24 protein-coding genes are annotated in these 22414 nt (G+C 30.7%); 23 read left to right on the top strand and 1 reads right to left on the bottom strand.

Features of this window, described 5'->3' with window-relative positions; genetic code table 11:
- Positions 1-160: 160 nt before the first annotated feature.
- The gene (locus FHK87_RS20305) at positions 161-1324 is read right to left on the bottom strand and encodes a FecR family protein (RefSeq protein ID WP_140596010.1); all 1164 of its coding nucleotides are present in this window, start codon (positions 1322-1324) and stop codon (positions 161-163) included.
- Positions 1325-1456: 132 nt separating this feature from the next.
- On the opposite strand from FHK87_RS20305, the gene FHK87_RS20310 reads away from it, so the two are divergent.
- From FHK87_RS20310 to FHK87_RS20420, 23 genes are all read left to right on the top strand, one after another.
- Positions 1457-1990 carry an RNA polymerase sigma factor gene (locus tag FHK87_RS20310; protein ID WP_140596012.1) on the top strand — a complete coding sequence of 178 codons (534 nt, stop codon included), beginning with the start codon at positions 1457-1459 and terminating at the stop codon, positions 1988-1990.
- Positions 1991-2356: 366 nt separating this feature from the next.
- Positions 2357-3235 carry a helix-turn-helix domain-containing protein gene (locus FHK87_RS20315; protein ID WP_140596015.1) on the top strand — a complete coding sequence of 293 codons (879 nt, stop codon included), beginning with the start codon at positions 2357-2359 and terminating at the stop codon, positions 3233-3235.
- 131 nt (positions 3236-3366) lie between these two features.
- Entirely contained in the window at positions 3367-4443 is a 1077-nt protein-coding gene (locus FHK87_RS20320) for a major royal jelly family protein (protein WP_226294340.1), read from the top strand.
- A gap of 93 nt (positions 4444-4536) precedes the next feature.
- A complete protein-coding gene (locus tag FHK87_RS20325) occupies positions 4537-5331 on the top strand; it encodes a glycine betaine ABC transporter substrate-binding protein (RefSeq protein ID WP_140596021.1) in 795 nt (264 codons plus the stop codon).
- Between the two features lie 14 nt (positions 5332-5345).
- Complete coding sequence (locus FHK87_RS20330; protein ID WP_140596024.1) at positions 5346-6362, top strand: zinc-binding alcohol dehydrogenase family protein; 1017 nt, start codon at positions 5346-5348, stop codon at positions 6360-6362.
- 129 nt (positions 6363-6491) lie between these two features.
- Positions 6492-7085, top strand: coding sequence for an alpha-ketoglutarate-dependent dioxygenase AlkB family protein (locus FHK87_RS20335; RefSeq protein WP_140596027.1), 594 nt, complete (start codon positions 6492-6494; stop codon positions 7083-7085).
- A gap of 5 nt (positions 7086-7090) precedes the next feature.
- Positions 7091-7702 carry a MarC family protein gene (locus tag FHK87_RS20340; RefSeq protein ID WP_140596030.1) on the top strand — a complete coding sequence of 204 codons (612 nt, stop codon included), beginning with the start codon at positions 7091-7093 and terminating at the stop codon, positions 7700-7702.
- A 37-nt stretch (positions 7703-7739) separates the two neighbouring features.
- The gene (locus FHK87_RS20345) at positions 7740-8837 is read left to right on the top strand and encodes an L-dopachrome tautomerase-related protein (RefSeq protein ID WP_140596032.1); all 1098 of its coding nucleotides are present in this window, start codon (positions 7740-7742) and stop codon (positions 8835-8837) included.
- A gap of 423 nt (positions 8838-9260) precedes the next feature.
- Complete coding sequence (locus tag FHK87_RS20350; protein WP_140596034.1) at positions 9261-10070, top strand: SDR family NAD(P)-dependent oxidoreductase; 810 nt, start codon at positions 9261-9263, stop codon at positions 10068-10070.
- Between the two features lie 85 nt (positions 10071-10155).
- Positions 10156-11109, top strand: coding sequence for a 2OG-Fe(II) oxygenase (locus tag FHK87_RS20355; RefSeq protein WP_226294341.1), 954 nt, complete (start codon positions 10156-10158; stop codon positions 11107-11109).
- Between the two features lie 273 nt (positions 11110-11382).
- The gene (locus FHK87_RS20360) at positions 11383-12237 is read left to right on the top strand and encodes a DUF4437 domain-containing protein (RefSeq protein WP_140596036.1); all 855 of its coding nucleotides are present in this window, start codon (positions 11383-11385) and stop codon (positions 12235-12237) included.
- Positions 12238-12251: 14 nt separating this feature from the next.
- Positions 12252-13106, top strand: coding sequence for an AraC family transcriptional regulator (locus FHK87_RS20365; RefSeq protein ID WP_140596038.1), 855 nt, complete (start codon positions 12252-12254; stop codon positions 13104-13106).
- 457 nt (positions 13107-13563) lie between these two features.
- Positions 13564-14415, top strand: coding sequence for an enoyl-CoA hydratase/isomerase family protein (locus FHK87_RS20370; protein WP_140596040.1), 852 nt, complete (start codon positions 13564-13566; stop codon positions 14413-14415).
- Between the two features lie 143 nt (positions 14416-14558).
- Entirely contained in the window at positions 14559-15638 is a 1080-nt protein-coding gene (locus tag FHK87_RS20375; protein ID WP_140596042.1) for a bestrophin family protein, read from the top strand.
- A 435-nt stretch (positions 15639-16073) separates the two neighbouring features.
- Positions 16074-16673: a fibrobacter succinogenes major paralogous domain-containing protein gene (locus FHK87_RS20380; RefSeq protein ID WP_226294342.1), complete on the top strand. Its 600-nt coding sequence runs from the start codon at positions 16074-16076 to the stop codon at positions 16671-16673.
- A gap of 120 nt (positions 16674-16793) precedes the next feature.
- Positions 16794-17222 (top strand): NTF2 fold immunity protein, encoded by a 429-nt coding sequence (locus FHK87_RS20385; RefSeq protein ID WP_140596045.1) that lies wholly within the window; start codon positions 16794-16796, stop codon positions 17220-17222.
- 159 nt (positions 17223-17381) lie between these two features.
- Positions 17382-17720 (top strand): winged helix-turn-helix transcriptional regulator, encoded by a 339-nt coding sequence (locus tag FHK87_RS20390; RefSeq protein ID WP_140596047.1) that lies wholly within the window; start codon positions 17382-17384, stop codon positions 17718-17720.
- Positions 17721-17732: 12 nt separating this feature from the next.
- Positions 17733-18026 (top strand): DUF1330 domain-containing protein, encoded by a 294-nt coding sequence (locus FHK87_RS20395; protein WP_140596049.1) that lies wholly within the window; start codon positions 17733-17735, stop codon positions 18024-18026.
- Positions 18027-18237: 211 nt separating this feature from the next.
- On the top strand, positions 18238-18618 hold the full coding sequence (locus FHK87_RS20400; protein ID WP_140596051.1) for a hypothetical protein: 381 nt from the start codon (positions 18238-18240) through the stop codon (positions 18616-18618).
- 331 nt (positions 18619-18949) lie between these two features.
- A complete protein-coding gene (locus FHK87_RS20405) occupies positions 18950-19663 on the top strand; it encodes a hypothetical protein (RefSeq protein WP_140596053.1) in 714 nt (237 codons plus the stop codon).
- Positions 19664-19821: 158 nt separating this feature from the next.
- Positions 19822-20505: a hypothetical protein gene (locus FHK87_RS20410; RefSeq protein WP_140596055.1), complete on the top strand. Its 684-nt coding sequence runs from the start codon at positions 19822-19824 to the stop codon at positions 20503-20505.
- 131 nt (positions 20506-20636) lie between these two features.
- The gene (locus FHK87_RS20415; RefSeq protein ID WP_140596057.1) at positions 20637-21119 is read left to right on the top strand and encodes a GNAT family N-acetyltransferase; all 483 of its coding nucleotides are present in this window, start codon (positions 20637-20639) and stop codon (positions 21117-21119) included.
- Positions 21120-21464: 345 nt separating this feature from the next.
- Entirely contained in the window at positions 21465-22121 is a 657-nt protein-coding gene (locus tag FHK87_RS20420; RefSeq protein WP_140596059.1) for a hypothetical protein, read from the top strand.
- The last annotated feature ends 293 nt before the right edge of the window (positions 22122-22414 follow it).

A 22414-nucleotide genomic window follows, 5' to 3' on the forward strand; every position in this document is an offset into this window, starting at 1 on the left:
ATTTTGAAAGATTTTTAGTTTATTGAAGATGACTTTAAAATCAAATTTCTGGATCGGGAGATGTTGGAGCATTTCCCGATTTTTTGGATCTTATATTATTTTATTCACTGGCTTTCTATTTTATTGATTAGTATATATTTATTATTGAGTATGTTATAATCTATGTTGAGGGTGATTTAATTATAATCTCTTTGCCCTTGATCGTATATTCAAATTGAGTATTATGTTTAAATGTGTTTAAAACTTGTTCTATAGTTTCATATAGAAAGGTACCTGTGTATCTTATATCATTAAGTTCTTGGTTTGTATTTTTAATAGTAACAGCATAGTGCCTCTCGAGTTCTTTAATAATATTTTGAAATTTATCGTTTACAAAATATAGCTTTCCTTCTGTCCAAGCGATATGTTTGTTTGTATTCACTTGTTGAATTGTAAATAGGTCATCTTTTACCATTGCTTGTTCTCCTGGTTTAACAACTAATGTGTTTTTCAAATTAAAATCCTCTGAAGGTTTGTAAGCTGCTATGCTACCTTCTACCAGTACCGCAGAAGTATTATATTCATTTTGATAGCTAGACACATTAAATTTGGTTCCTAAAACTCTTACATTCATTTCATTAGTTTGAACTATAAAAGGTTTGTTTTTATTTTCTTTCACATCAAAATACGCCTCTCCTTCAAGATAGACTTTCCTACTTTTTGAATTTGTAAAAGCTCTGGGATATCGTAGTGTTGTACCCGCATTAAGAAAAACTAAAGTACCGTCAGATAATTCGATTTTAAATCGTTTTCCATACGGAACTATCAATTTATTAAAAGCTAACTTTGATCCTGTTTTAGATGTTTGTTTGGTATAAAGGAGCTTGTCATATTCTTGATTTATTATCGTGTTATCATTTGCACTAGTAATCGTAGTACTATCATTTTCATCAAGTAAATGAACAGTTCCATCTTCTAACTCTAAAATGATTTGTTGTGTTATAGCGTTATTGGTAGGAGAAGGATTGGGATCACTTGTCAAAATCGTATATGCTCCAATTGAAGAAATGATCAGAAGTAAAATCACCGCGGCATACTTTAGATATGTATAATAAAGTCTTTTTACAGGTTTTGGTTCTATTGTTTTTGATTCTATTACATTCATCATACTGTTGTATGCTTTTTTAGAATCAATACTGCTATAATTTACGTCTAACTCGTAATTTGTTTGAATAAATGTCTTAAAATATTCTTGATTTTCGGTTTTTTGTAACCATTTCTTAAGAGCATCTAATTCTTTTTTAGAGATCGTATTGGTAATATATTTTAGTATTAATGTTTCCAAAACGTTGGATTTTTTTTATTTATTTTCACTTTTGTGACGCAAAAAAATTAATATACCCTTAACGTTTTTTGATTTTTTTTTGATATTTACACTATTACAATACTTTAAATAAGGTTTAACCATATTTTATCAATGGATGAAAAGCTAATTTGGATACGTATACAAAATGGTGATAATCAGGCATTAGAACTATTGTTTGAAAGGTATTACCGTCCTTTATGCTCTTATGCTTTACAGTTTACCAAGCATATGCCTGATGCAGAAGATATTGTACAAAGTGTATTTATTAAATTGTGGTCAAAACGAGAAGAATTACATATAAACACTTCTTTAAAAGCGTATTTATATAAGTCCGTTTATCATACATATATCGATAAATCTAGAAAAAATAAAAAAAGGCAAGAGTTTTTGGATACTCTTCAATATGAAGCATTACTATATCAAGTCGATGATGATAATGATATTTTTGAAAAAAAACTGAAAAAACTAAACGGTTTAATCGCTAACTTACCTGAAAAATGTAAACAAATCTTATTATTAAGTAAACAGGAGAATTATAAGAACCGAGAAATTGCAAAAAAATTAAATATTTCTATCAAGACAGTAGAAGCACAACTTCGTATAGCTTTTCAGAAAATTAGAGAAGGTTTTCAGAGTGATCTTTGATTTTTCTTTCTTGCAAAAGTTTTAAAACACGAAACTGCTCGATTAGTTTGCTATGAAGCACTTTCTTTTAGAATTGACGTAACAATAGATTATAATTTTTGTATAATACCTTCAAGATAATTAAATAGATTATTAATGCTTTTGAGTATTTTAATCAACTTCAAGTCTTGTAAGATTCATGAAATTTATAGTACATGGAACAAAAAGCACTGTTGTTTTATGGTTGTAGTCTGCTGATATAGAATGAGTAAGTGCTTGGATATTAGGTTTTCAAAAAAATAGCTATATTTCTAGGTCATCCAAATAACACATATTTTATTTGACTTTCATATCAAAATGAAGAATATTTAAATTTTAAAATATCGAATGATAACTTATAAGACAATACAAGACCTTTTTGATGATTTAAGTATTTCAAAACCTTCTATTTCTGATGGATTTAATATTTATAAATACAGCGAACTTGAGGAAGTTAACAAAAGAATTTTTGAACCACATCGTAAACGATTCTTCTCAATAAATTTTCATGTCAAAAATGTTACTGCCAGAAGAATAGGGTATACCTATTTTGATAAACTGGATCGTAGTATCAACTTTAATTCTCCCATGCAAATATTCAATATAGAAGGCGAAAAACGTATTGGTAAAGAAGGTTTCGGAATTTTTTTTAATTCTGAATTTCTTAAAGAAGGTACTCATAGATTCAATGTGATTTGTCAATTTCCTTTTTTCAAATTAAATGCGATACCTTACTATAAACTCACTGATGAGCATTTTATTAAAATTAATGATGCTATGGAAAGAATTTATACAGAATTCATAAAAGATGAAAAATATAGCTTGGATATTATTCGTGCTGAACTAATAGCGTTACTTTTTTTCCTAAAGAGAATCACTAGAATTGGTAGTAAAACAATTGAGTTAAGAAGACCAGAAAAAATCACTTTAAAATTTGAGGATTTAATTTTAAGGGATATCAATTCAGACAAGACCCTAGCATACTACGCAAAAAAATTAAACATTACACCTGCATATTTAGCAGAGTGTGTTAAAAAAACTACAGGAACAACAGCAAAAAAAGTAGTCATAGATTATAAAATACTTCAAGCAAAAGCATTACTGAAAAACACAGATTTGTCAATTGCAGAAATTTCTATGCAAATGGGCTATTCTGAAGCAACAAATTTCGTTAAGTTTTTTAGACAAAATCAAGGAGTTACACCTCTTGCTTATAGAAATAGTTAAGCCTATTTTTCATTTTATTCTTATTACTTTACCCAAAAAAGTATCATTTCTTCCTGTTTTTTAATCTCAAAAACGGATTTTTTAGATAATACATTTGTATGAGGTAAACATTAATGTCTAAAAAAATGGGAATGAAAAAATCAATTATTAGTTATGTTCTTTCAATGTTAGTTCTTTTAATTTCTCTTCTTAGTTGTAAGAGTAAAGAAAAAAATACTGAAAAACCTAATCCAAAAGCTGAGCTAGTTGAGGAAACAAAGACTGTAGATGTAGTTGAAACGGTATTTTCTAGTCAAGATGTGAGACCTGGCAATCTAGCTTTAACATTAGATGGAAGATTATTTGTTAGTATGAACCCATTAGTCTCCCCAAAAACAAAAGTTTTTGAATTAAATGCAGATAGTAAAAATTCGGCAGTAGCATATCCAAATGCAAAATATGCTACGGGAGAAAATTCTGGTTTTAAAGGTGTTATCGGTATTAGAGCAGATAGTAAAGGTAATTTATGGTTACTGGATATGGCTGCTAAACAGTTTATTGTTTGGGATACCAACACAGAAAAATTAGTTAAAAAAATTGTTATCCCTGATAACGTAGTGGTATCTACAAGTTTTTTACAAGACTTTATTATTGATGAAAAACATGACAGAGTAATTATAGCAGATATGACACAAGGAGATTTGAAAAGTGCTCCTATTCCTGCATTTATTGTTATCAATACAGAAAGCGGTGAAGCTAGAAGAATGGCAAAGAGCCACCCATCAATGATGCCAGAAGTAGAAGGTGGTTTTGGTTTAAATCCAATTGCAATTGATCCTAATTTTGAATATGTATACTTTGGAGCATTAAATGGAAGAACTCTATATAGAGTTCCGGCAGCTAGTTTTGATAATGAAGAGTCACTTACAAATGATATTGAAAAATTTGGAGTAAAATCATTTTGTGACGGAATAGCGGTTGATAGTAATGAGAATGTTTATATAACGAATGTTGAAAAAGCTGAGATAGGAGTGTTCAATAAAAAAGATGGGTTTAGAACTTTGGCTACTTTACCAGAAGGACAATCATGGCCAGACGGATTATATGTATCCAACGACGGGTATGTTTATGGAACAGTAGATCAATTAAATAGAACAGCGGCTTTGAATAAAGGTAAAGATATTAGTACAGGACCTTACTTAGTGATAAGAACCCAATTAGTGAATTGATAATATGGTTATGATTTAAAGGGCTTCTTAACTATAAAAAGAAGCTCTTTAAATAGAAAATTACCCTCTCGACTAAAACTTTTATATAAATAAATGTCAAATCAAAATATTGTTATTGGTGTAACCGACTTATCATTTCACCGTATTGCAGCATCCTTAGTTACTAATGTATTAACTGATATGGGGTTTAGGATAGAAAGAATCTATGAACATCATGAAAAGAATTTTGAAAACCTTAAAGTAGGTAAAATAGACATGTTAACTTCTGCCTGGTTACCATCTAGTCATGGTGGATATAGGACAGAAGTTGAAAAAACAGTTCCTTTAACCGATTTAGGATTACATTACGAACCCTATGCTTTGTGGGGAGTTCCGGATTATGTGCCAACAAATGATGTTACAGAAGTATCAGATTTGCTAAAACCAACTGTTTTAGAGAAGATGATAAAACGTATACAAGGGATAAATCCTGGTGCTGGTATTAGTCGGTTTTCTGCCAAAATGATTTATGATTATAACCTTGGAACAGCGGGATATTCATTCCATACTGGAACAGAAGAAGATTGCTTCAAAACTTTTGAAGAAGCTGTAGCGAAGAAAGAATGGTTGGTAATTCCTTTATGGAAACCTCAGTTTTTACATCATAAGTACAACATTAGAGAATTGAAAGATCCAAAAGGGTTGTTGGGGGTTGTGGATAAAGCTGTATTGGTGATTAGAGATGATAGAAAACAGCTTTTTACTTCAGAACAATTGGAGGTACTTGATGGTTTGAGATTTGGCAATGATGTTATTGCAACCTTAGACTATAAAGTAAGTAGAGAAGGAGAAAATATAGACGAAGTCACCAAAGAATGGTTAACTAATAATTTAAACAGAACAAAATAAAATTCCATCATACTATGAAAGCTATAGGATTTAAAGAATCATTACCTATAACAGAAACAAAAAGTTTTATAGAGTTTGAAACTGAAAAACCATCTCCTACCGGTTTCGATATTCTAGTAAAAGTTCAGGCAAACTCTGTGAATCCAGTAGATTTCAAAGTACGTCAGAGCGTTGCTAAAGATAAGGTGTTAGCTACTCCAAAAATAATTGGTTGGGATGCTGTAGGAGTTGTAGAAGCAATAGGAGATAAAGCTTCAAAATTTAAAATAGGTGAAACAGTGTTTTATGCAGGAGATATTAACAGAAGTGGTAGTAATTCAACATATCAATTAGTAGATGAACGCATTGTAGGTTTCAAACCTAAAAATTTATCGATTGCAGAAGCCGCAGCGATCCCTTTAACAGGTTTGACAGCTTACGAATCAATTTTTGACCGTATAAAAATAGATCCAGTCAAAGACAAAGGAAAAACCATATTAATTTTAGCAGGAGCAGGAGGTGTTGGTTCTATTGCTACTCAATTGGCTAAGAAAGTAGCAAATCTTACCGTAATCACAACAGCATCTAGAGAAGATTCTATACAATGGTGTAAAGGTATGGGAGCAGATTTTGTGATTAATCATCATAACGATATTGTCGAAGAATTAAAAAAAATCGGTCATCCAGAAGTTAATTACATTTTAGATTATGTAAATCTGGATGCGTATTGGGAGACTATTCAAAAAATAATTAAACCACAAGGACATATTGTTTCTATAACTGGGAGTGGTACACCGCTTAATTTATCTATTATGAAAAATAAGAGTGTTACCTTTTCTTGGGAATTAATGTATACGCGTTCAATGTATACCACCGATGATATAGAAAGACAACACGATATTTTAAATCACCTTTCAGAATTATTGGATAAGGGCATTATAAAATCAACCTTAACTACTACATTAAAAGGCTTTACCGTAGAAAACCTTAAAAAAGCTCATGAATTACAAGAGTCGGGTAGATCTATAGGTAAAACCGTTATTGAGTTTTAAATAGCTTTAATGTTAAAAGTGTTATCGAAGTTAGTAGTATACTGGTTTGTAAATCAAACTACCAAAAAGTAAAAACTTAATAGTATCGTTAGCAAATCAATATTTATAAATAAAATTTAGGAAACTTATATGGATTTATTTAGCGAACTTAATAATCCAAACAAAAACTACCTTCCCAAAGATGGAATTGTAAATTATTATGGAAGCATCATACCCAACGAAGAAGCAAACGTTTATTTAAAAAAATTCTTAGAAAATATACAATGGGTTAATGATACACTTTATATCGCAGGTAAACACATTATAACAGATAGAAAAATAGCTTGGTATGGTGATCGACCTTTTGAGTTGAACTATTCAAGCACAAAAAAGATAGGTCATCCATGGATAAATGAGCTTCTAGAATTAAAAGTTAAGATAGAAGATATAACCAATGAAACATTTAATGCCTGCCTCTTAAATTTATATCATACAGGAGAAGAAGGTGTCGGGTGGCATAGTGATAGCGAAAAGGGAGCGGTAGCTTCTCTCACTTTTGGAGCAACACGAAAATTTGTTTTCAAACACAAAAAAACAAAAGAAAAAGTTGAATTTAATTTAAGAGGGGGAGATTTATTAGTTATGAGAGGTAGTACGCAAATCCATTGGGTACATAGATTGCCACCTACCAAAAAAGTAAAAGAGCCGCGAATCAATTTAACATTCAGGACTATAAATTTATAGAACACATGAGCGATTTGATCAGTTATACAATGACTGTTTTTATGGGTTTTTTCGCTATTATGAATCCAATAGCCAACACCCCTATTTTCTTAGGTTTAGTAGAAGGAGATAAAAAAAGTACAAAACAAATAGCTAGAACAGCCTCAATTATAGCTTTTATCATTGTAGTAGCTTTTACGCTCTTAGGGAAATACATTTTTGAGCTTTTTGGAATAACAATACCTGCGTTTAAGATTACAGGCGGTATTTTGATTTTTTATGTAGGCTTTGAAATGTTGATGTCTAAAAAATCAAAAATTCATAACAACGAGACTCACGAATCTAAAAGTGGAATTGCTATTTCGCCCTTAGCAATTCCCATATTGGCAGGGCCAGGAACTATTGTAACGGCTATGAACTATACCACAAATGCAACGTACACACATGTAGGCATTGTAATACTTGTTTTTGGTTTGATGATTCTTTTAACCTACATAGCATTTATTTTAAGTGATATTATTGTAGAAAAAGTTGGAAAGAATTTAATAGCTGTTATTGGTAAGTTAATGGGGCTCATTTTGGCCATCATCGGTACAGAAATGATTATAGAAGGGATTAAATTAACCTTCAAATCATGAAATACATAATTTTAATATGAAAATTTAAGTGTAAATAATGAAACAGTTAATCACCTTATTTTATCTAAGTTTTATAATAATGAATTGTAATGCACAAAAAAAAGGAGAAGTTTTTATGACCACAGACCAAGCTGTTGGGAATATTACATTTACGCTCAAAGGCGATCTAGTATACAGCCATCATCCTTTTTTTGAACCGGGAAATAGGGTGATGATTTATGATAGGACTACCAAAACACATCAACCATTTCCTAATAAAGAATGGAATACCCCTAGAGAAACCGACGATAATTATTTAAGTAATATACTAGGTATTAGAAATGATAAAAATGGGGTTGTTTGGATGTTAGATATGGCACAACGCAATGATGTGACACCAAAAATTGTTGGCTGGAATACAAAAACGAATAGTTTAGAACGTATTTATTACTTACCAGTATCTGCAATGCCCAAAGAATCGCAACCTAATGATATGGTTGTAGATACCAAGAACGGTTATTTTATTATTGCTGACGAAGGTATTGGTAATGGAGGAGATGGAAGTAAAGCCGCTTTTATTGTCGTAGATATGAAAACAGGAAAAACACGTCGCTTATTAGAAGGTACACGTACTACATTGCCAGAAAATGCTCCAACGATTATTAATGGTAAACATTTAGCAGTTAAAGGAAAAGATTTATTGGTTGGTAACGATGGTATTACAGCTGATAAAGATTTTGAATGGATTTATTATGGACCATTAAATGGAACAAAAATTTATCGTATCAGAACAGTAGATTTAATAAATGAAGATTTAACAGAAAACCAATTAGATAGTAAAATTGAAACTTACTCAGACAAACCAAATAATGGTGGTATGAGTATTGATATAGATGGAAACTTATATCTTACTGCGATAGAAACAAATAGTGTGGCAGTAGTTTTAGCAAAAGACCTAAGCATGAAAACCATGATACAAGACGATAATTTGGTATGGCCAGATGGTGTAAGTTATAATGACGTTGATGGTTATATGTATGTTTCTGCAGCACAAGTAAATAAAGGAGCTGCCTTTAATAGTGGTAATGACATGTCTACCAAGCCCTTTTATGTCTTTAGATTTAAACCTTTGGTTAAAGGGGTAGCTTTTAGATAGGTTTTGTAAAGTACAAAACAAAGATTCCTGGTATTATGTAGAAAAATAAGTATATTAAAATCCTTGTTTTTTACTAAAACTACATTGTATTATACCTATCGAACACCCGACTTGTAAAGTATTTTTGAAAAAGTATAAATAAAAGAATGGAAAAATTTGAGTCGATTAGCAAAGCATATCATAATGGTTTTGTTTTCGATAAATTGTAGCATTGGGTGGTTGTACTTGTAGTGAACTATGTACAGAACTCTACTTCTTACAATTAAAAATCATATTGAAAGAATACAATAGATTAAAAAATTAGGATTTAAATCACTTTGGCAAAAAGATGTATTGTTTTACGTTCTATCTTTTGGTGATGCGGCCAAACCTTTGATCTATTTTAACTAATCTCCATAAGGACATTGTAAAAGAAACAATATCATGAACAAAAATATATTAGTAACTGGAAGTACAGATGGAATAGGTAAACTTACCGTTATTAAATTAGCAAAAGCTGGGCATACGATTTATCTACATGGAAGAAACTCTAGCAAACTAGCTACTGCTATTTTAGAGGTAAAAGAAGCGTCTGGTAATGAAAACATAAGTGGTTTTGTCGCTGATTTTTCAGACTTAGATGCAGTATCAAAAATGGTACGTGAAATTAAAGTGAGTGTTCCTAAATTAGATGTTTTGATCAATAACGCAGGGATTTTTAAAACCTCGGCGACTAGTAATTTCAAAGGATTTGATATTAGATTCGTGGTGAATTACTTAGCACCATATGTACTTACAAAAGCAATATTACCTTTACTAGAATCAGGAAATAATGCACGTATTGTAAATTTAAGTTCTGCAGCCCAATCTCATGTTTCTGATGCTACTCTTGCAGGGATGAGTATTCATAATGCCAGTGAAGCCTATGCTCAGAGTAAGCTAGCTCTAACTATGTGGAGCTTTAATTTAGCAAAACAATTAAAAGATATTTCTGTAGTTGCAGTAAACCCCGGCTCTTTATTAAATACAAAAATGGCAAAAAATGCCTACGGACAACATTGGTCTTCTGCAGATAAAGGACGTGATATCTTATATGATTTAGCAGTTTCCGAAGAATATAATGGGATTACAGGCAAATATTTTGATAATGATAAAGGAAACCCTAAAGGAGAATTTGCAAATGCACATCCTGATGCTTATGATGTAAAATTAATTTCTGAACTAATAGATAAGACTGAAGAAATTATTAGTTAAAGAGATTTGTGGTTACATAATTAAGATATCAAGAACCATATTGAAAAATTAAACAAACTAATTTTAGTAATAAAAATAGAAAAAAATGATGAATAGTAATGCACTCGCACAAGCACGTGCACTCACTGTGCCTTCTCGTGAAGCCTCGTTACAACGCGAAATGTCTGTTTCGCAATTTTGGAACAATAATCGAAAATTGCTCGAAGATGCATGGGCAGAATGGGAAATTGAAAACAAAGATAATCTACTGATTCCTGACGAAACATTACTTGATCCAAGATTACGACAAGTAATTGACGATGCATGGGAGAACCCAGAAAAAGAAAATGCAGTTGCTGATTTATGGGAAGAAATTATTCCAGGGGTTTATACAACACAGTTTTTTGATCTTGAACGCTTAGCAGAATTCCGTAATTATTTGGAAGCTGTAGCAAATTCACAAATTCCCAGACGTGCACCATATGGTATCCAGTTAAATCGTTATGGGGTTATGCTCGACCCACGTTCTGAAGGTCACCTTGCTGCGCCTAATTTTCAAGCATTTTACAACGATATCATGAACCGCTATATGCGTCCGGTTGCTCGTTTGTTATTAGGTACTTATGGCTATGATAATCAAACATTTGGTTTCTCTATTCAGTACAACCCTGATAAGGATAAGGATTTGCAACCGCACACCGACGCTTCAGCTGCGACTTTGAATATTAATATCAATTTACCCGATGAAAAATTTACAGGGTCACAAGTTGATTTCCATGACAAAACCACAAAAAAAACTGTACAAACTGTTTTTGAACCGGGTAAAGCAATAATTCACCGCGGTAGTGTCCCCCATGCTACACATCCAATCACAAGTGGACAGCGTAGTAACTTGGTCGTGTGGCTATATGGCGACCGTATGCAAGTACCAAGAGGTGGCGCAAGTAGCTACGGTAGTTTTGTTAATTCAGTAGCTACAGATGATACACTAGAAAATATTACTGCGCGTCAACGTTGGAGTGTGCCAGACGGACCCAAAGATACTTTTGCTCCATTTTAGAAAGACAAGCTTATTTAATGCTATAACCCTTTGGAAAGAATATCATCTTTCTATAAGGTGTTTTTTAGTAACTGTAACATTGTTCTGTTGTATTTAATTTAGAAATAATTCATTGTGTTTAATAACATTTCCATAAGATCGTAGTTTGGTTGACTGTTGTTGAATAAAAAAATGATAAAAAGTTAATTCCTAAATTAATAGTCAAGACTGAAGAAATTATTGGTTAGAGAACAACTACTACTTTAATAAGTCACAAATAATGAATAAATTGAAATGAAGAATCTATCAGCTTATATAATACTAGGTTTTAGTTTATTAATAATATCTTGTTCGAACCATAAAGAAAAAGATAATAAGACTGAAATACCTAATCTTACAAATAAAGTAGTATTAAGTTCAGAAATTAACTGGGAAAAATTGAACCCTGCTCGTGGTGATAGTAGTCCACAAGCAGGAACAATTTGGGGAGATAGAAAAGGAACAGTAGCTACAGGATTTTTAGCAAAATTTGTAGATGGATTTTCATCGCCACCACACATTCATAATGTGACTTACAGAGCTGTGGTGATTCGAGGGGAGGTGCATAATGATGATGTAGATGCCGAGAATATGTGGATGACACCAGGTAGTTTTTGGACACAACCAGAAGGAGCAGTTCATATTACCTCTGCAAAAGGAGAAGAAAATATTGCTTATGTAGAAATAGATCATGGTCCATACTTAGTAAAACCAATAAGCGAGGCATTTGATAACGGCGAGAAACCGATTAATATAGATGCATCTAATATAGTTTGGTTAAATACTAACAAAACCAATTGGATTAATTCTGAAAGTAAAGCAGAAATTAGTTTCTTATGGGAGAGTAAAGATTTAAAAGGGACTAAAGGTCTTTTTGTAAAACTTCCTAAAGGGTATAAAGGAACAATAAAAAGCAATGGAAGTATTTTTCATGCGATAATAGTTTCGGGAGATTTAAACTATACATTACCACAAACAGGTGAAACAAAATCTTTGGATGCAGGTAGCTATTTTAATGCCAAAGACAAAGCTATTCATAGTATTTCGAATAGTTTTGATGCCGAAGTTATAGTTTATATAAGAACGAATGGAACTGTTAAAATAAATTAATTAAATAAGACAAAGTGCCTAGAACCATATTCAAAAATATTGTAATTAAACATTTTGACAAAGTCACAGCATTAGCGTTTTGTAAATATATGCCTATTCGTTTTTTTGAAATACTTTTTATTAAACAAGGTTCAGGAACGCTAATTATCAATGGTCATAGAGTAAGATATGCAGATCATCAAATTTTTATTTTAATACCAAATGATAAGTACAATCTAGAAATCGATACACCAACAACAATAACAGCCATAAAATTTTTGAATAGTTTTTTTAAGAATTCGCATGAAGATGAGAATTATGTAGAACGAAAAGATTGGTTCAAAGAAATAGAAATTATATTACATGGCGCTAATAGAGCATCACACATACAATTACAATCCAAAACAGAAGAAGATAGTATAGAATCTTTATTTAATATATTGTGTAATGAATACAATGACGGACACTTAAAAAGTGAAGTAGTTTTAAAATCGATGTTATATGCTATACTTCATATTATAACAAGAAATATCAACTTTATTTCTTCAAAAGTTTTAGATTCTAAAATTCAAGATATCATCAATTATATTCATTATTACATTCACGATACCAAAAAACTTACCAAAAAAGAGTTAGCAAATCAATTTCACATTTCAGAAAATTATATAGGTCAGTATTTTAGAAGTAAAATGAATGTTGGTTTAAAAAAATACATCCTTAATTATAAAATAAAATTAGCAGAAACACGGCTAAAGCATACTAATTTGACTATTACCGAAATTGCACGAGAATTAGGGTTTACAGACAGTAGTCATTTAGATAAAACATTTTTTTCTTACAAAGGAGTGACAGCAGGAAACTACAAATTAAACCTAAAAAACGTTGAGTAATTATAGGATTCCTTGTTTTTTACTAAAATCTCTTTTTTTCTTACAAAAGTTAAGTTTTGTCCTTAAGGTAAATTCGTATTACAATTTTACAAGTAGTAAGTTATAATGAAAAAGTCTCAGGAAGTATTTGAAAGTCATATAAAGACTATCAATACTCCAGATCTTTCCAAAGTATTAGAAATTGATGTGAATAACGCCACATTTGCGATATCATATAGAACATATACTGGTCAGGCCGAAATATTAAATTTTATAAAGACTTTCTTTCAAATTTTGCAGGTTTTGAGTTTAAAATTATCACACAAGAAATCCATGGAAATATTGTGTATTTCGTCTGGAGGGGGGGAATAGACATATTGATGCGCAACTAGCAACTGATACTTATATCATAGAAAACGATAAGATTAAAAAACACACTCCCAAAAGGAATCATTAATTAAAATCTAAATATATAATTATGGATTACAAAAATTTTCAAACATTCACTGCAAAACAAAAAGGAGGCATTCTTTATATAACAATAAACTTTGGACCTGTCAATGTACAAGGACAAGAAATGCTCGCGGATTTAAGCAGCCTTTGTTTGCGATTAGAAAGAGATAGAAGTGTAAAAGTAGTAGTTTTTCAATCATCAAATGATGGGTATTGGGTTTGTCACTACGATACTAACTTATTAAGAGACATGTCTGAAGAAGCTGTGCCAAGAAATGAAATTAAGTTATTAGACCTACAAGCTGTTTTAGAAAGATTAAGTAGTGTGCCTCAAGCCACAATTGCAAAAATTGAAGGTTTTGCACGTGGTGGTGGACACGAAATGGCCTTAGCTTTAGACATGCGTTTTGCAGCTCGTGGTAAAGCTAAATTTATGCAAATGGAAGTAGGTATGGGAATTTTGCCATGCGGTGGTGGTGCATCTAGAATGGCTCGACAAGCAGGATTAGGAAAAGCACTTGAAATTATTTTAGGAGCTAGAGATTGGGATGCAGATGAAGCTGAAAAATTTGGTACAATTAACAAAGCTTTAGATGCAGACGAGATAGGACCATATGTAGATGCATTAGCAGAACGCATCTCTAAATTTCCGGCAGAATCTATTGAGGCTTGTAAACGTGCGGTATATGCTTCTATTGATTTGCCGATTGCAGATGCTTTAAGAGAAGAAGCATACCAGTTATATCAAGCAACCAGTAAGACACCTGCAGTAAAACGTTTTACCATCGCTGATGAAAATGGAGCTCAATTTGATCATAACAACCAGAAAAACTGGGAAAACATGTTAATTGATTTACAAGAGATTCAAAAAGATTAATTAAGTTGCTGAAACCTATTAATAAAGAGAACGGATGTCCATATTTTATGGATTATCCGTTTTTACAAATGTGATCAATACACATGTAATCGTAAAAGAAGAAGTGTTATTGACAAATCATTAGTGGCAATCAAATTAAACATATGTATACAAAAGACAAGTACTCCCTAAGAACAGTATTACTTTGGACAAGGCGTTATATCTATATTTTTGTTTTAATATCTGTTATACCAGTAGTTCTTTACCAATTAGCAGGCTGGAAATGGCTACACCTGCCTTGGCGTCCTATAGGGCTTGTCGGTACAGCACTCGCTTTTATTAGTGGATTTAAAAATAATGCCTCTTATGGACGATTATGGGAAGCTAGAAAAATTTATGGTGGTATTGTGAATGCATCTCGACTTTTTGCAACTATGGTAAACGACTTCATTACTAATGAATTTACAGAAAACAATAAAACTGATGAAGAGCTATTTCTAATTCGAAAAACCATAATAATGAGGCATGTAGCATGGATGACTTCGCTTAGGCATGCGCTAAGAGTTAAAAAACCATGGGAAACATCTGGTAATAACACATCTGATAAAGAACATATGCAATCCATTCACATTCAAGAATACAAGTATACATTAGAAGAAGAGCTAGATGGGTATTTATCAGATGAAGAAAAGAACTATGTGTTAGATAAAACGAATAAGCAAACTGCTTGTCTAAATTTACAATCCAAAAATTTTAAAGAGTTAAAAATGGATGGTTTAATTGAAGATTTTAGACACATGGAATTTAAGAATATAATCGGCGAACTTTTTGCTTTACAAGGAAAATCTGAACGGATAAAGAATTTTCCTTATCCACGACAGTTTGCAACACTCAACTCTTTTTTTGTTTGGTTTTTTATACTGCTATTACCTTTTGGGTTAATGCACGAATTTGAAGAAATAGGGATTTCACTCATAGATTCTTTGTCTGGTAATGAGATCTATTTCTTTATAGCCAAAAATTTTATTTGGCTCACTATACCATTTAGTATTGCTATTTCCTGGATATTTATAACAATGGAACGAGTTGGTGATGTTTCTGAAAATCCTTTTGAAGGGATGAGTAATGATGTACCCATTACGACGATCTCAAGAGGTATTGAAATTGATATCAGAGAAATGATAGGAGATGACAAAACAGAAATACCTAATCCCCATCCAGAATATAATAATACCCAAATGTAAAATTAGTAATAATCATTTATTGAAATAATCTGTATTTGTCAGCATAAAAAATAAGCCTTTTAGTCAATTGAAGCCTATCGCTTCAAATATAAAGTCATTTATTGATAATACTTTCAAAAGGTTCAGCATTTACCTTTCTGAGTTCTTTACAGTAATACTAAAATCTTACCTTACTATATCGTTATCTCGCTATCAATATTTTATAATCAAAAGGATTCGATATTCGTCCTGCGAGGTTACAAATGAGACAAAACTTATATAAGTGAGGCAATGTTGTCTTACTTTTTTGTTAGATATTGTTACTTTTATATTTAAGAAATAAAGGATATATATTCTTTATAACATTGTTTTCTCTAATAAATAATAGTAATGAAAAAAACAATTTACACTTCCGTAGTTTTACTTTTTCTAATTTTTCTCTATTCAAATTTTGGTTTGCCAAATAAATTAATAAATACTGAATTAGGAGATATTCCAGAGGTATCTATTGGAAATCAAATATGGATGAGTGAAAATTTAGATGTTGTTAAGTTCAGAAACGGAGATAAAATAAGACATATAGATGAAAATTCTCATGAACAATGGGAGGAAGCTGGCAAAAAAGGGATACCCGCTTGGTGTTATTTTGGAACAGATGTTGTCGATTCAAAAGTTGTGTATAAAAAACTCTATAATTGGCATGCTGTAAATGATCCAAGAGGTTTAGCTCCTGAAGGCTGGCACATACCAAATGAAAGCGAATGGGAAGAACTAGAAAACCACCTTGGAGGTTCAAATGAGAGTACTTGGAATAAATTGAAAAGTGATAAAGGTTGGAAATTCCCTAAGGGAACCAATGAAAGCGGTTTTTCTGCTCTACCAGGCGGAATTAGAAGTACCGAAACTAATTTTACTGGAGCAGGTTATGATGCTGTTTTTTGGAGTTCAACAGAGAAAAATAGTTACAATGCCATAGGATACCATATTGAAGGAGGAAAAAGAATTAATTTAAAAGAGAGTGGTTTTTCAGTAAGGTGTATAAAAAACAAAAAATAGAGATAATAATGTATAACAAAATATAACTGCCCTTCGGCAAGCTACGTTTGTTATACGAGACGTTATGCATAATAAGAGTAACCAAATGAGAATATTTACAGTTTTAAAATATTATTACTCGTGACTAACACATTTGGTCAAAACGAAAAAATTAATAAAATGACGAGTCCAACTGAAATAACTAAAGAATTTATTAAAGATTATAAAGAGTGGAATGATTTTGCTTATAATCTTTATGAATCTAATGATGAAAAATCTAGTTATAAAATTAGCAAAACATATGATGACTTAATTTTAAAATTTTGTAATCCTGAAAAAAAATATCAAGGACTTGCATACGGAAGTGATTCAAGCCATTGTCCGGAGCAAGAACAAGTTATCTCTGAAAAAATTGAAGCTACAAAAGCAATTGTAAAAACCAAGTTCGTAAATAAAAAGTTTAGTTTCATTACTCATGATTATGAATACTATTTTATTTTATCTGACAACAAGTGGATTTTAGAAGAATTATACTTGGTAGATGACGACGGAAAATACAAATCACTGTAAAATTACTATACACAACAACGTCTATAAGTAATTAAAACAAAACTATAACCCGCACACTATAAGCTTATTAAAATCTATTTATAAAATAACCTGAATTTTTTGTTTATTAATTGCTACATTTTATGTAGCTTTGCTATCAAATATGTAGCAAGTAGTATTATGTCATTACCTATACCAGGAAAACCAGTAAGAGGTTCTAAATCAGGAAATCATTTAATGGCTCTTTTTGACCTACTAGGAAGAAGTTGGTCTATGGGGATTATCTGGAGATTACAAGAAGGGGCTTGCACTTTTCGAGCTCTTCAAGATAGGTGCGAATCTATTTCACCTACAACTCTAAACAAAAGATTAAAAGAATTAACTCAAGCTTTCTTGATAGAAAGAACTGTTGATGGATATTCTCTTACAGATAAAGGAAAAGAAATATTCTTATTACTCAAACCTCTAGAATTTTGGGCTAGGAATTGGGCTAAAGAATTTGAAAATAAAGAAAAATAGTTAATAAAAATTATGAGCAAAGTAAATTTAACAATCGTAGCAACGATAGATCCTCATGGTAAGGATGAATTATCACATTATCTTGAAAAAGTAGGTGCCTTATACAAAAAAGTAGATGCAAAACCTGTTAATAAATTCAAGGTAACAAAACCTCTAATAGGAAACCACAAACCTAGTTTAGTTTCAATAATGGAGTTTCCTAATATGAATTCATTGAATAGTGTATTTGAAAGCGAAGAGTATAAACAATTAATACCTTATCGTGAAAAAGCTTTTTCAAAATTAGAAGCATATATTAGTGAATAAAACAACTTACAACACTGTATAAAACATAGGACGACTTAGGTTTGTTCGAAAGGTTTCGTCTTATTTGCTAAGTTACCAAACATAAAATTTTGCTTTTCAATATTAAAGATGAAAGCAAAATTTTATATTTGGTTTAGTATCCAACCGAAACATAATACACACTTTCTGTTCTACATTTTATACACTGAATGTTATCTATAATTTAAAGGAAATGAAAATTGAAGAATTACAGTCTGGAATTTTGATCACAAATTTTGCAGCTGCTGCGGATGGAGGAAGTCTCTTCTTTGAATGCGAAACGACCCAAAAAGCTAAATTCAATTTACTATTTACTCAATATGTATTTCTAGATAACCCAGATCCTGAAATGATTCCTGGAAGAATTTACTTGAATCAAAAAATTATAGATCTAAAATCGAAAGAAGAGAAAATGATTCTGTTGGGATTGAAAAACTTCAATGTTAGTCATGAATTATTAGATATTGATCCGAATATGAAATCAGAACTTACGGATACGATAAATGAACTAAGTACCTTTTTCAATTCTGAATTATCAATTGAAATTAAGAAAAAAGTAGATAACACCATATAAACTGAATTAAAACGACCGTTTATACTAGCCGTTGGCAGTTATAAAAAAACTTTAATGATATTTTTAGTAATTACTTTCTTTGCTTTAATTTTTATAGTAATATTTGGCATGCAAAAAAAGTATGCTTCTAAATATCCTAAAAAATACTTTAAATCAATATTCATCATTGCAGTATTGATTAGTTTAATTTCTGGAATAATAGAAGGGACATCTTATTCTCACGGCTTTAATACTCCTTGGTGGTTCTTTAGTATTATAAGCTTTATAATTATTTTAACTACATCTCTAATTCTAATTGGTTTTTACCGTATTAAATATTCGAAAAAGTAAAATGAAGAAAATATTTATTTCTTTAATATTAATTAATTTATGTTGGCAGAGTAATGCACAAAAGAGTATTAATCTTGAAAGTATAGATCTAAATTTCTCTCCAAAAAAAATATTTCAACACTATGAAAATCTCAGGATTAAAATAACGGAGGATATTAAAATCTTGTCATCAAAAATTAAAAGAGATAAAAAAAACAAAGAATATATAGGTAAATTAAAAGAACTCATTTCTAAAAAACATTCAGTTAATTTAATAGAATCATACGTTTGGACTATCCCAATAGACAAGACCAAAGAACATACTGAAGAAAACTCCAAGGAGTGGCTTATTGAATATGATATGGTATCGCATTCTACTGTAGATTCTACTGCGTACTTTAAGGAAGTTATTTTTCCTAGTATTAATTTTTTGGAAGAACCTAATGGAAAATTTGTTGCATTAAACACTAGATCAAACAATAATATACCAACAAAAAAGTGGTGTTTGATAATTAGTAACATACTTACAACAGACCTTGGGCAATCAAAACATAAAAACATCAAATTATTTGATACAGAATATACTTTTAGAGAGTGGAGCAATGATGAGTTAGTGTATATATTAATATCACCTACGCAAATGAAAGGTTCTATTCGATTTTTTATAATTAGCAAAGTTCATTTTAATGATTTAAAAGGAGAATTTTCTGAAGGGAGTTGGTTATTTCTCAAATAAAACAAATACTACAACTGTCGACAAAAACTAAAAAATATTGCTTACAAATTTCCCCACTTGGTAAAATCACTTGCAAAACCAAAATTTAAGTATATTTATAAACTAACAACAACACAACACAACGATTTCTTAGCCGAACCGTTGGCAATAATTGAGAAATGAAAAAAACACATAATATAATTATTTCTATTAGTTCTCTCTTATTGATAAACTTCTCTTGTACTAAAAAATGCCCTGATAATGTTGAGTTAAACAATTTTTATTTATCCGAGAAATCCAAAAAGATATTTCCTTATCAAAATGGACAAAAGGAATTGATATTTAGAGACTCAATAGGCAATGTTTTAACATTTGAACTTGATACTTCTAATAAAATATTTCTTTCTGAAAAGAATTGGAATGAGGATTGTACACTAAAAGATTCGACGAACAAAGAAATAGAAGTCAAAGCCGGGATAGAGTGGCAAACTATTTCACTTAAACCTGATTCATTAATTAATTTATCATTTAATATTTTTCTCAAACAAGAAGTAGAAATCGACGCATCCAACCTTGAAGATATCAAAGAATTTGATGGAATAAATATTTATCGAGCTAATGTTAGCCAAATGGCTATTATAACTGATACAAAAAACTCTATTTTCAATAAATTACCTTCAGAAAAAGTAGAAAGTATCACGATTAATGGAAAGACATTAAATAATGTACTCAAATCTAGATATACAAATAGTGGAGATATTTATTATGATATTGAAAAAGGAATAGTAGCGATTAATGAAAATCAAGGAGGATTTGAAAAAGAAAAATTTTGGGTTTTAGATAGTATAGTATTCAAAAAATAACTATTGCCAACATAGCTTAGCTTACAAAACATAGCTGATAAGTTTTAAACTAAAGAATTAGTATCTTTTTTATATTACGTTTCATACCCTAGACCATCAGGCTGCTGTTGGTAGTCATTTAAAACATTCTTATGAAAAAAAATATTGAAATAGAATTAAAGTGCACTACTCAAGACGATTTAGAAATTCTTTTTTTATTTCAACTAGATGAAGACTCAAATTATTTAGCCGCATTTACTTCTAAAAATCCATCTGACAAAGCTGCTTATATCAAAAAATGGACAAGATTATTATCAGATGAAAAAATTAATGTTAGAACTATACTATTAAAGAATAAAATAGTGGGTAGTATTGCAAAATTTGAAATGGAGGATAATGCAGAAATCACGTATTGGATTGGAAAAGAATTTTGGGGAAAGGGAATTGCAACTACTGCTCTTAAAAAATTTCTTGAAGTTGAAAAAACTAGACCTCTTTTTGGTCGTATTGCTTTTGATAATTTAGGTTCTAAAAAAGTATTAGAGAATTGTGGGTTTTCTCAAATTGGAACTGAAAAAGGATTTGCTAATGCTCGTGAGAAAGAAATCGAAGAAATTATATTTAAATTAAAATAAAAACGAACTGCCAACAACGAGTATAACTAATTGGCTCGTTTTATTTTACTATGCCAGCACCAGTTTGCAACTGGTGATACACGATATATATCGTCTTAAAACAGGTTTACAAACAATCATCTTAACCCAAAACATTCGCTATTACCACTCACGATTAGAATACCCATTCACAAAAAAAACTTCTTATCTATAGTTATTGATAATCCCCTGCCGAGGTCATAAATGAGACAAAACTTACATAAGCGAGACAATATTGTCTCACTTTTTTGTTAGATATTGTTACTTTTATATTTAAGAAATAAAGGATATATATCCTTTATAACATTGTTGTGTAACATATACTAAATGGAAAACGAATACTCAATCTTTAGAAAATATAAGACACTTGAACAAGCAAAAGAACTAGAAGAATTATTATCAAAAAATAGAATTGATTCCATTATTGGTGACAATTTTCCATCCGTTGATTCTATGTTTGGAGCTAATCCCTTGAATAATGAAATTGAGATTCGAATTAAGCAAATTGACTTCAAAAAAGCAGAGCAAATTCTTGAATCACAGGCAGAAAACTTAATTAACGAAGTTGATAAAGATTATTACCTATTTGAATTCACAGATGAAGAATTATATGAGATTCTTCTAAAATCAGATGAATGGAATGAGTTTGATTATAAGCTTGCTCAAAAAATACTGAAAGACAGAGGAAAATCAATTGACAAGGAATTATTAAACTCTCTAAAAAAAGAACGATTAAAGCAATTAGCTAAACCTGAGGGAAACCAAAAACCTTGGATCATCACGGGTTATTTTTTTGCAATATTAGGTGGAATGCTAGGTTTAATCATTGGATATTTCCTATGGACTTCTAAAAAAACGTTACCTAACGGGCAAAGAGTATATTCATACTCAAATAAAGACAGAAGACAAGGTAAATATATATTCTATATTGGGTTAATAGTTTTCCCTACAGCCTTTTTAATAAGATTTTTAAATCAATTATAAAACGTTACACAACAGTTTGTATATTGCATATGTTCCCTTCGGGAAGCAAACGCAACATACAAGGAACGTTATACGACATAAACCAATTCTCTTTTTATCAATGAAAGGAAACAGCTACGCTCCAGATGAAACAATAATTAAACTTTCAAGAACAAAACTGGTAACCAAAAATATTTTGTGGATTACCTTAATGATTGTTTGTGTTTATTCTGTTTACTTTAACCTTTATGGATTGAGATATTTAGCATTATTACTATTCTTTTTGTTTGTATATGGGGTTTATCAAAATGTAA

Origin of the sequence: Aquimarina algicola (genome assembly GCF_006443095.1) — a bacterium.
In the GTDB taxonomy this organism is placed as follows: Bacteria; Bacteroidota; Bacteroidia; order Flavobacteriales; family Flavobacteriaceae; genus Aquimarina; species Aquimarina algicola.

What these genes read in the sequence shown, in the direction of transcription:
- FHK87_RS20310 (WP_140596012.1), top strand. Translation starts at nt 1,457, where the DNA reads ATGGATGAAAAGCTAATTTGGATACGTATACAAAATGGTGATAATCAG.
- FHK87_RS20315 (WP_140596015.1), top strand. Translation starts at nt 2,357, where the DNA reads ATGATAACTTATAAGACAATACAAGACCTTTTTGATGATTTAAGTATT.
- FHK87_RS20320 (WP_226294340.1), top strand. Translation starts at nt 3,367, where the DNA reads ATGAAAAAATCAATTATTAGTTATGTTCTTTCAATGTTAGTTCTTTTA.
- FHK87_RS20325 (WP_140596021.1), top strand. Translation starts at nt 4,537, where the DNA reads ATGTCAAATCAAAATATTGTTATTGGTGTAACCGACTTATCATTTCAC.
- FHK87_RS20330 (WP_140596024.1), top strand. Translation starts at nt 5,346, where the DNA reads ATGAAAGCTATAGGATTTAAAGAATCATTACCTATAACAGAAACAAAA.
- FHK87_RS20335 (WP_140596027.1), top strand. Translation starts at nt 6,492, where the DNA reads ATGGATTTATTTAGCGAACTTAATAATCCAAACAAAAACTACCTTCCC.
- FHK87_RS20340 (WP_140596030.1), top strand. Translation starts at nt 7,091, where the DNA reads ATGAGCGATTTGATCAGTTATACAATGACTGTTTTTATGGGTTTTTTC.
- FHK87_RS20345 (WP_140596032.1), top strand. Translation starts at nt 7,740, where the DNA reads ATGAAACAGTTAATCACCTTATTTTATCTAAGTTTTATAATAATGAAT.
- FHK87_RS20350 (WP_140596034.1), top strand. Translation starts at nt 9,261, where the DNA reads ATGAACAAAAATATATTAGTAACTGGAAGTACAGATGGAATAGGTAAA.
- FHK87_RS20355 (WP_226294341.1), top strand. Translation starts at nt 10,156, where the DNA reads ATGATGAATAGTAATGCACTCGCACAAGCACGTGCACTCACTGTGCCT.
- FHK87_RS20360 (WP_140596036.1), top strand. Translation starts at nt 11,383, where the DNA reads ATGAAGAATCTATCAGCTTATATAATACTAGGTTTTAGTTTATTAATA.
- FHK87_RS20370 (WP_140596040.1), top strand. Translation starts at nt 13,564, where the DNA reads ATGGATTACAAAAATTTTCAAACATTCACTGCAAAACAAAAAGGAGGC.
- FHK87_RS20375 (WP_140596042.1), top strand. Translation starts at nt 14,559, where the DNA reads ATGTATACAAAAGACAAGTACTCCCTAAGAACAGTATTACTTTGGACA.
- FHK87_RS20390 (WP_140596047.1), top strand. Translation starts at nt 17,382, where the DNA reads ATGTCATTACCTATACCAGGAAAACCAGTAAGAGGTTCTAAATCAGGA.
- FHK87_RS20395 (WP_140596049.1), top strand. Translation starts at nt 17,733, where the DNA reads ATGAGCAAAGTAAATTTAACAATCGTAGCAACGATAGATCCTCATGGT.
- FHK87_RS20400 (WP_140596051.1), top strand. Translation starts at nt 18,238, where the DNA reads ATGAAAATTGAAGAATTACAGTCTGGAATTTTGATCACAAATTTTGCA.
- FHK87_RS20405 (WP_140596053.1), top strand. Translation starts at nt 18,950, where the DNA reads ATGAAGAAAATATTTATTTCTTTAATATTAATTAATTTATGTTGGCAG.
- FHK87_RS20410 (WP_140596055.1), top strand. Translation starts at nt 19,822, where the DNA reads ATGAAAAAAACACATAATATAATTATTTCTATTAGTTCTCTCTTATTG.
- FHK87_RS20415 (WP_140596057.1), top strand. Translation starts at nt 20,637, where the DNA reads ATGAAAAAAAATATTGAAATAGAATTAAAGTGCACTACTCAAGACGAT.
- FHK87_RS20420 (WP_140596059.1), top strand. Translation starts at nt 21,465, where the DNA reads ATGGAAAACGAATACTCAATCTTTAGAAAATATAAGACACTTGAACAA.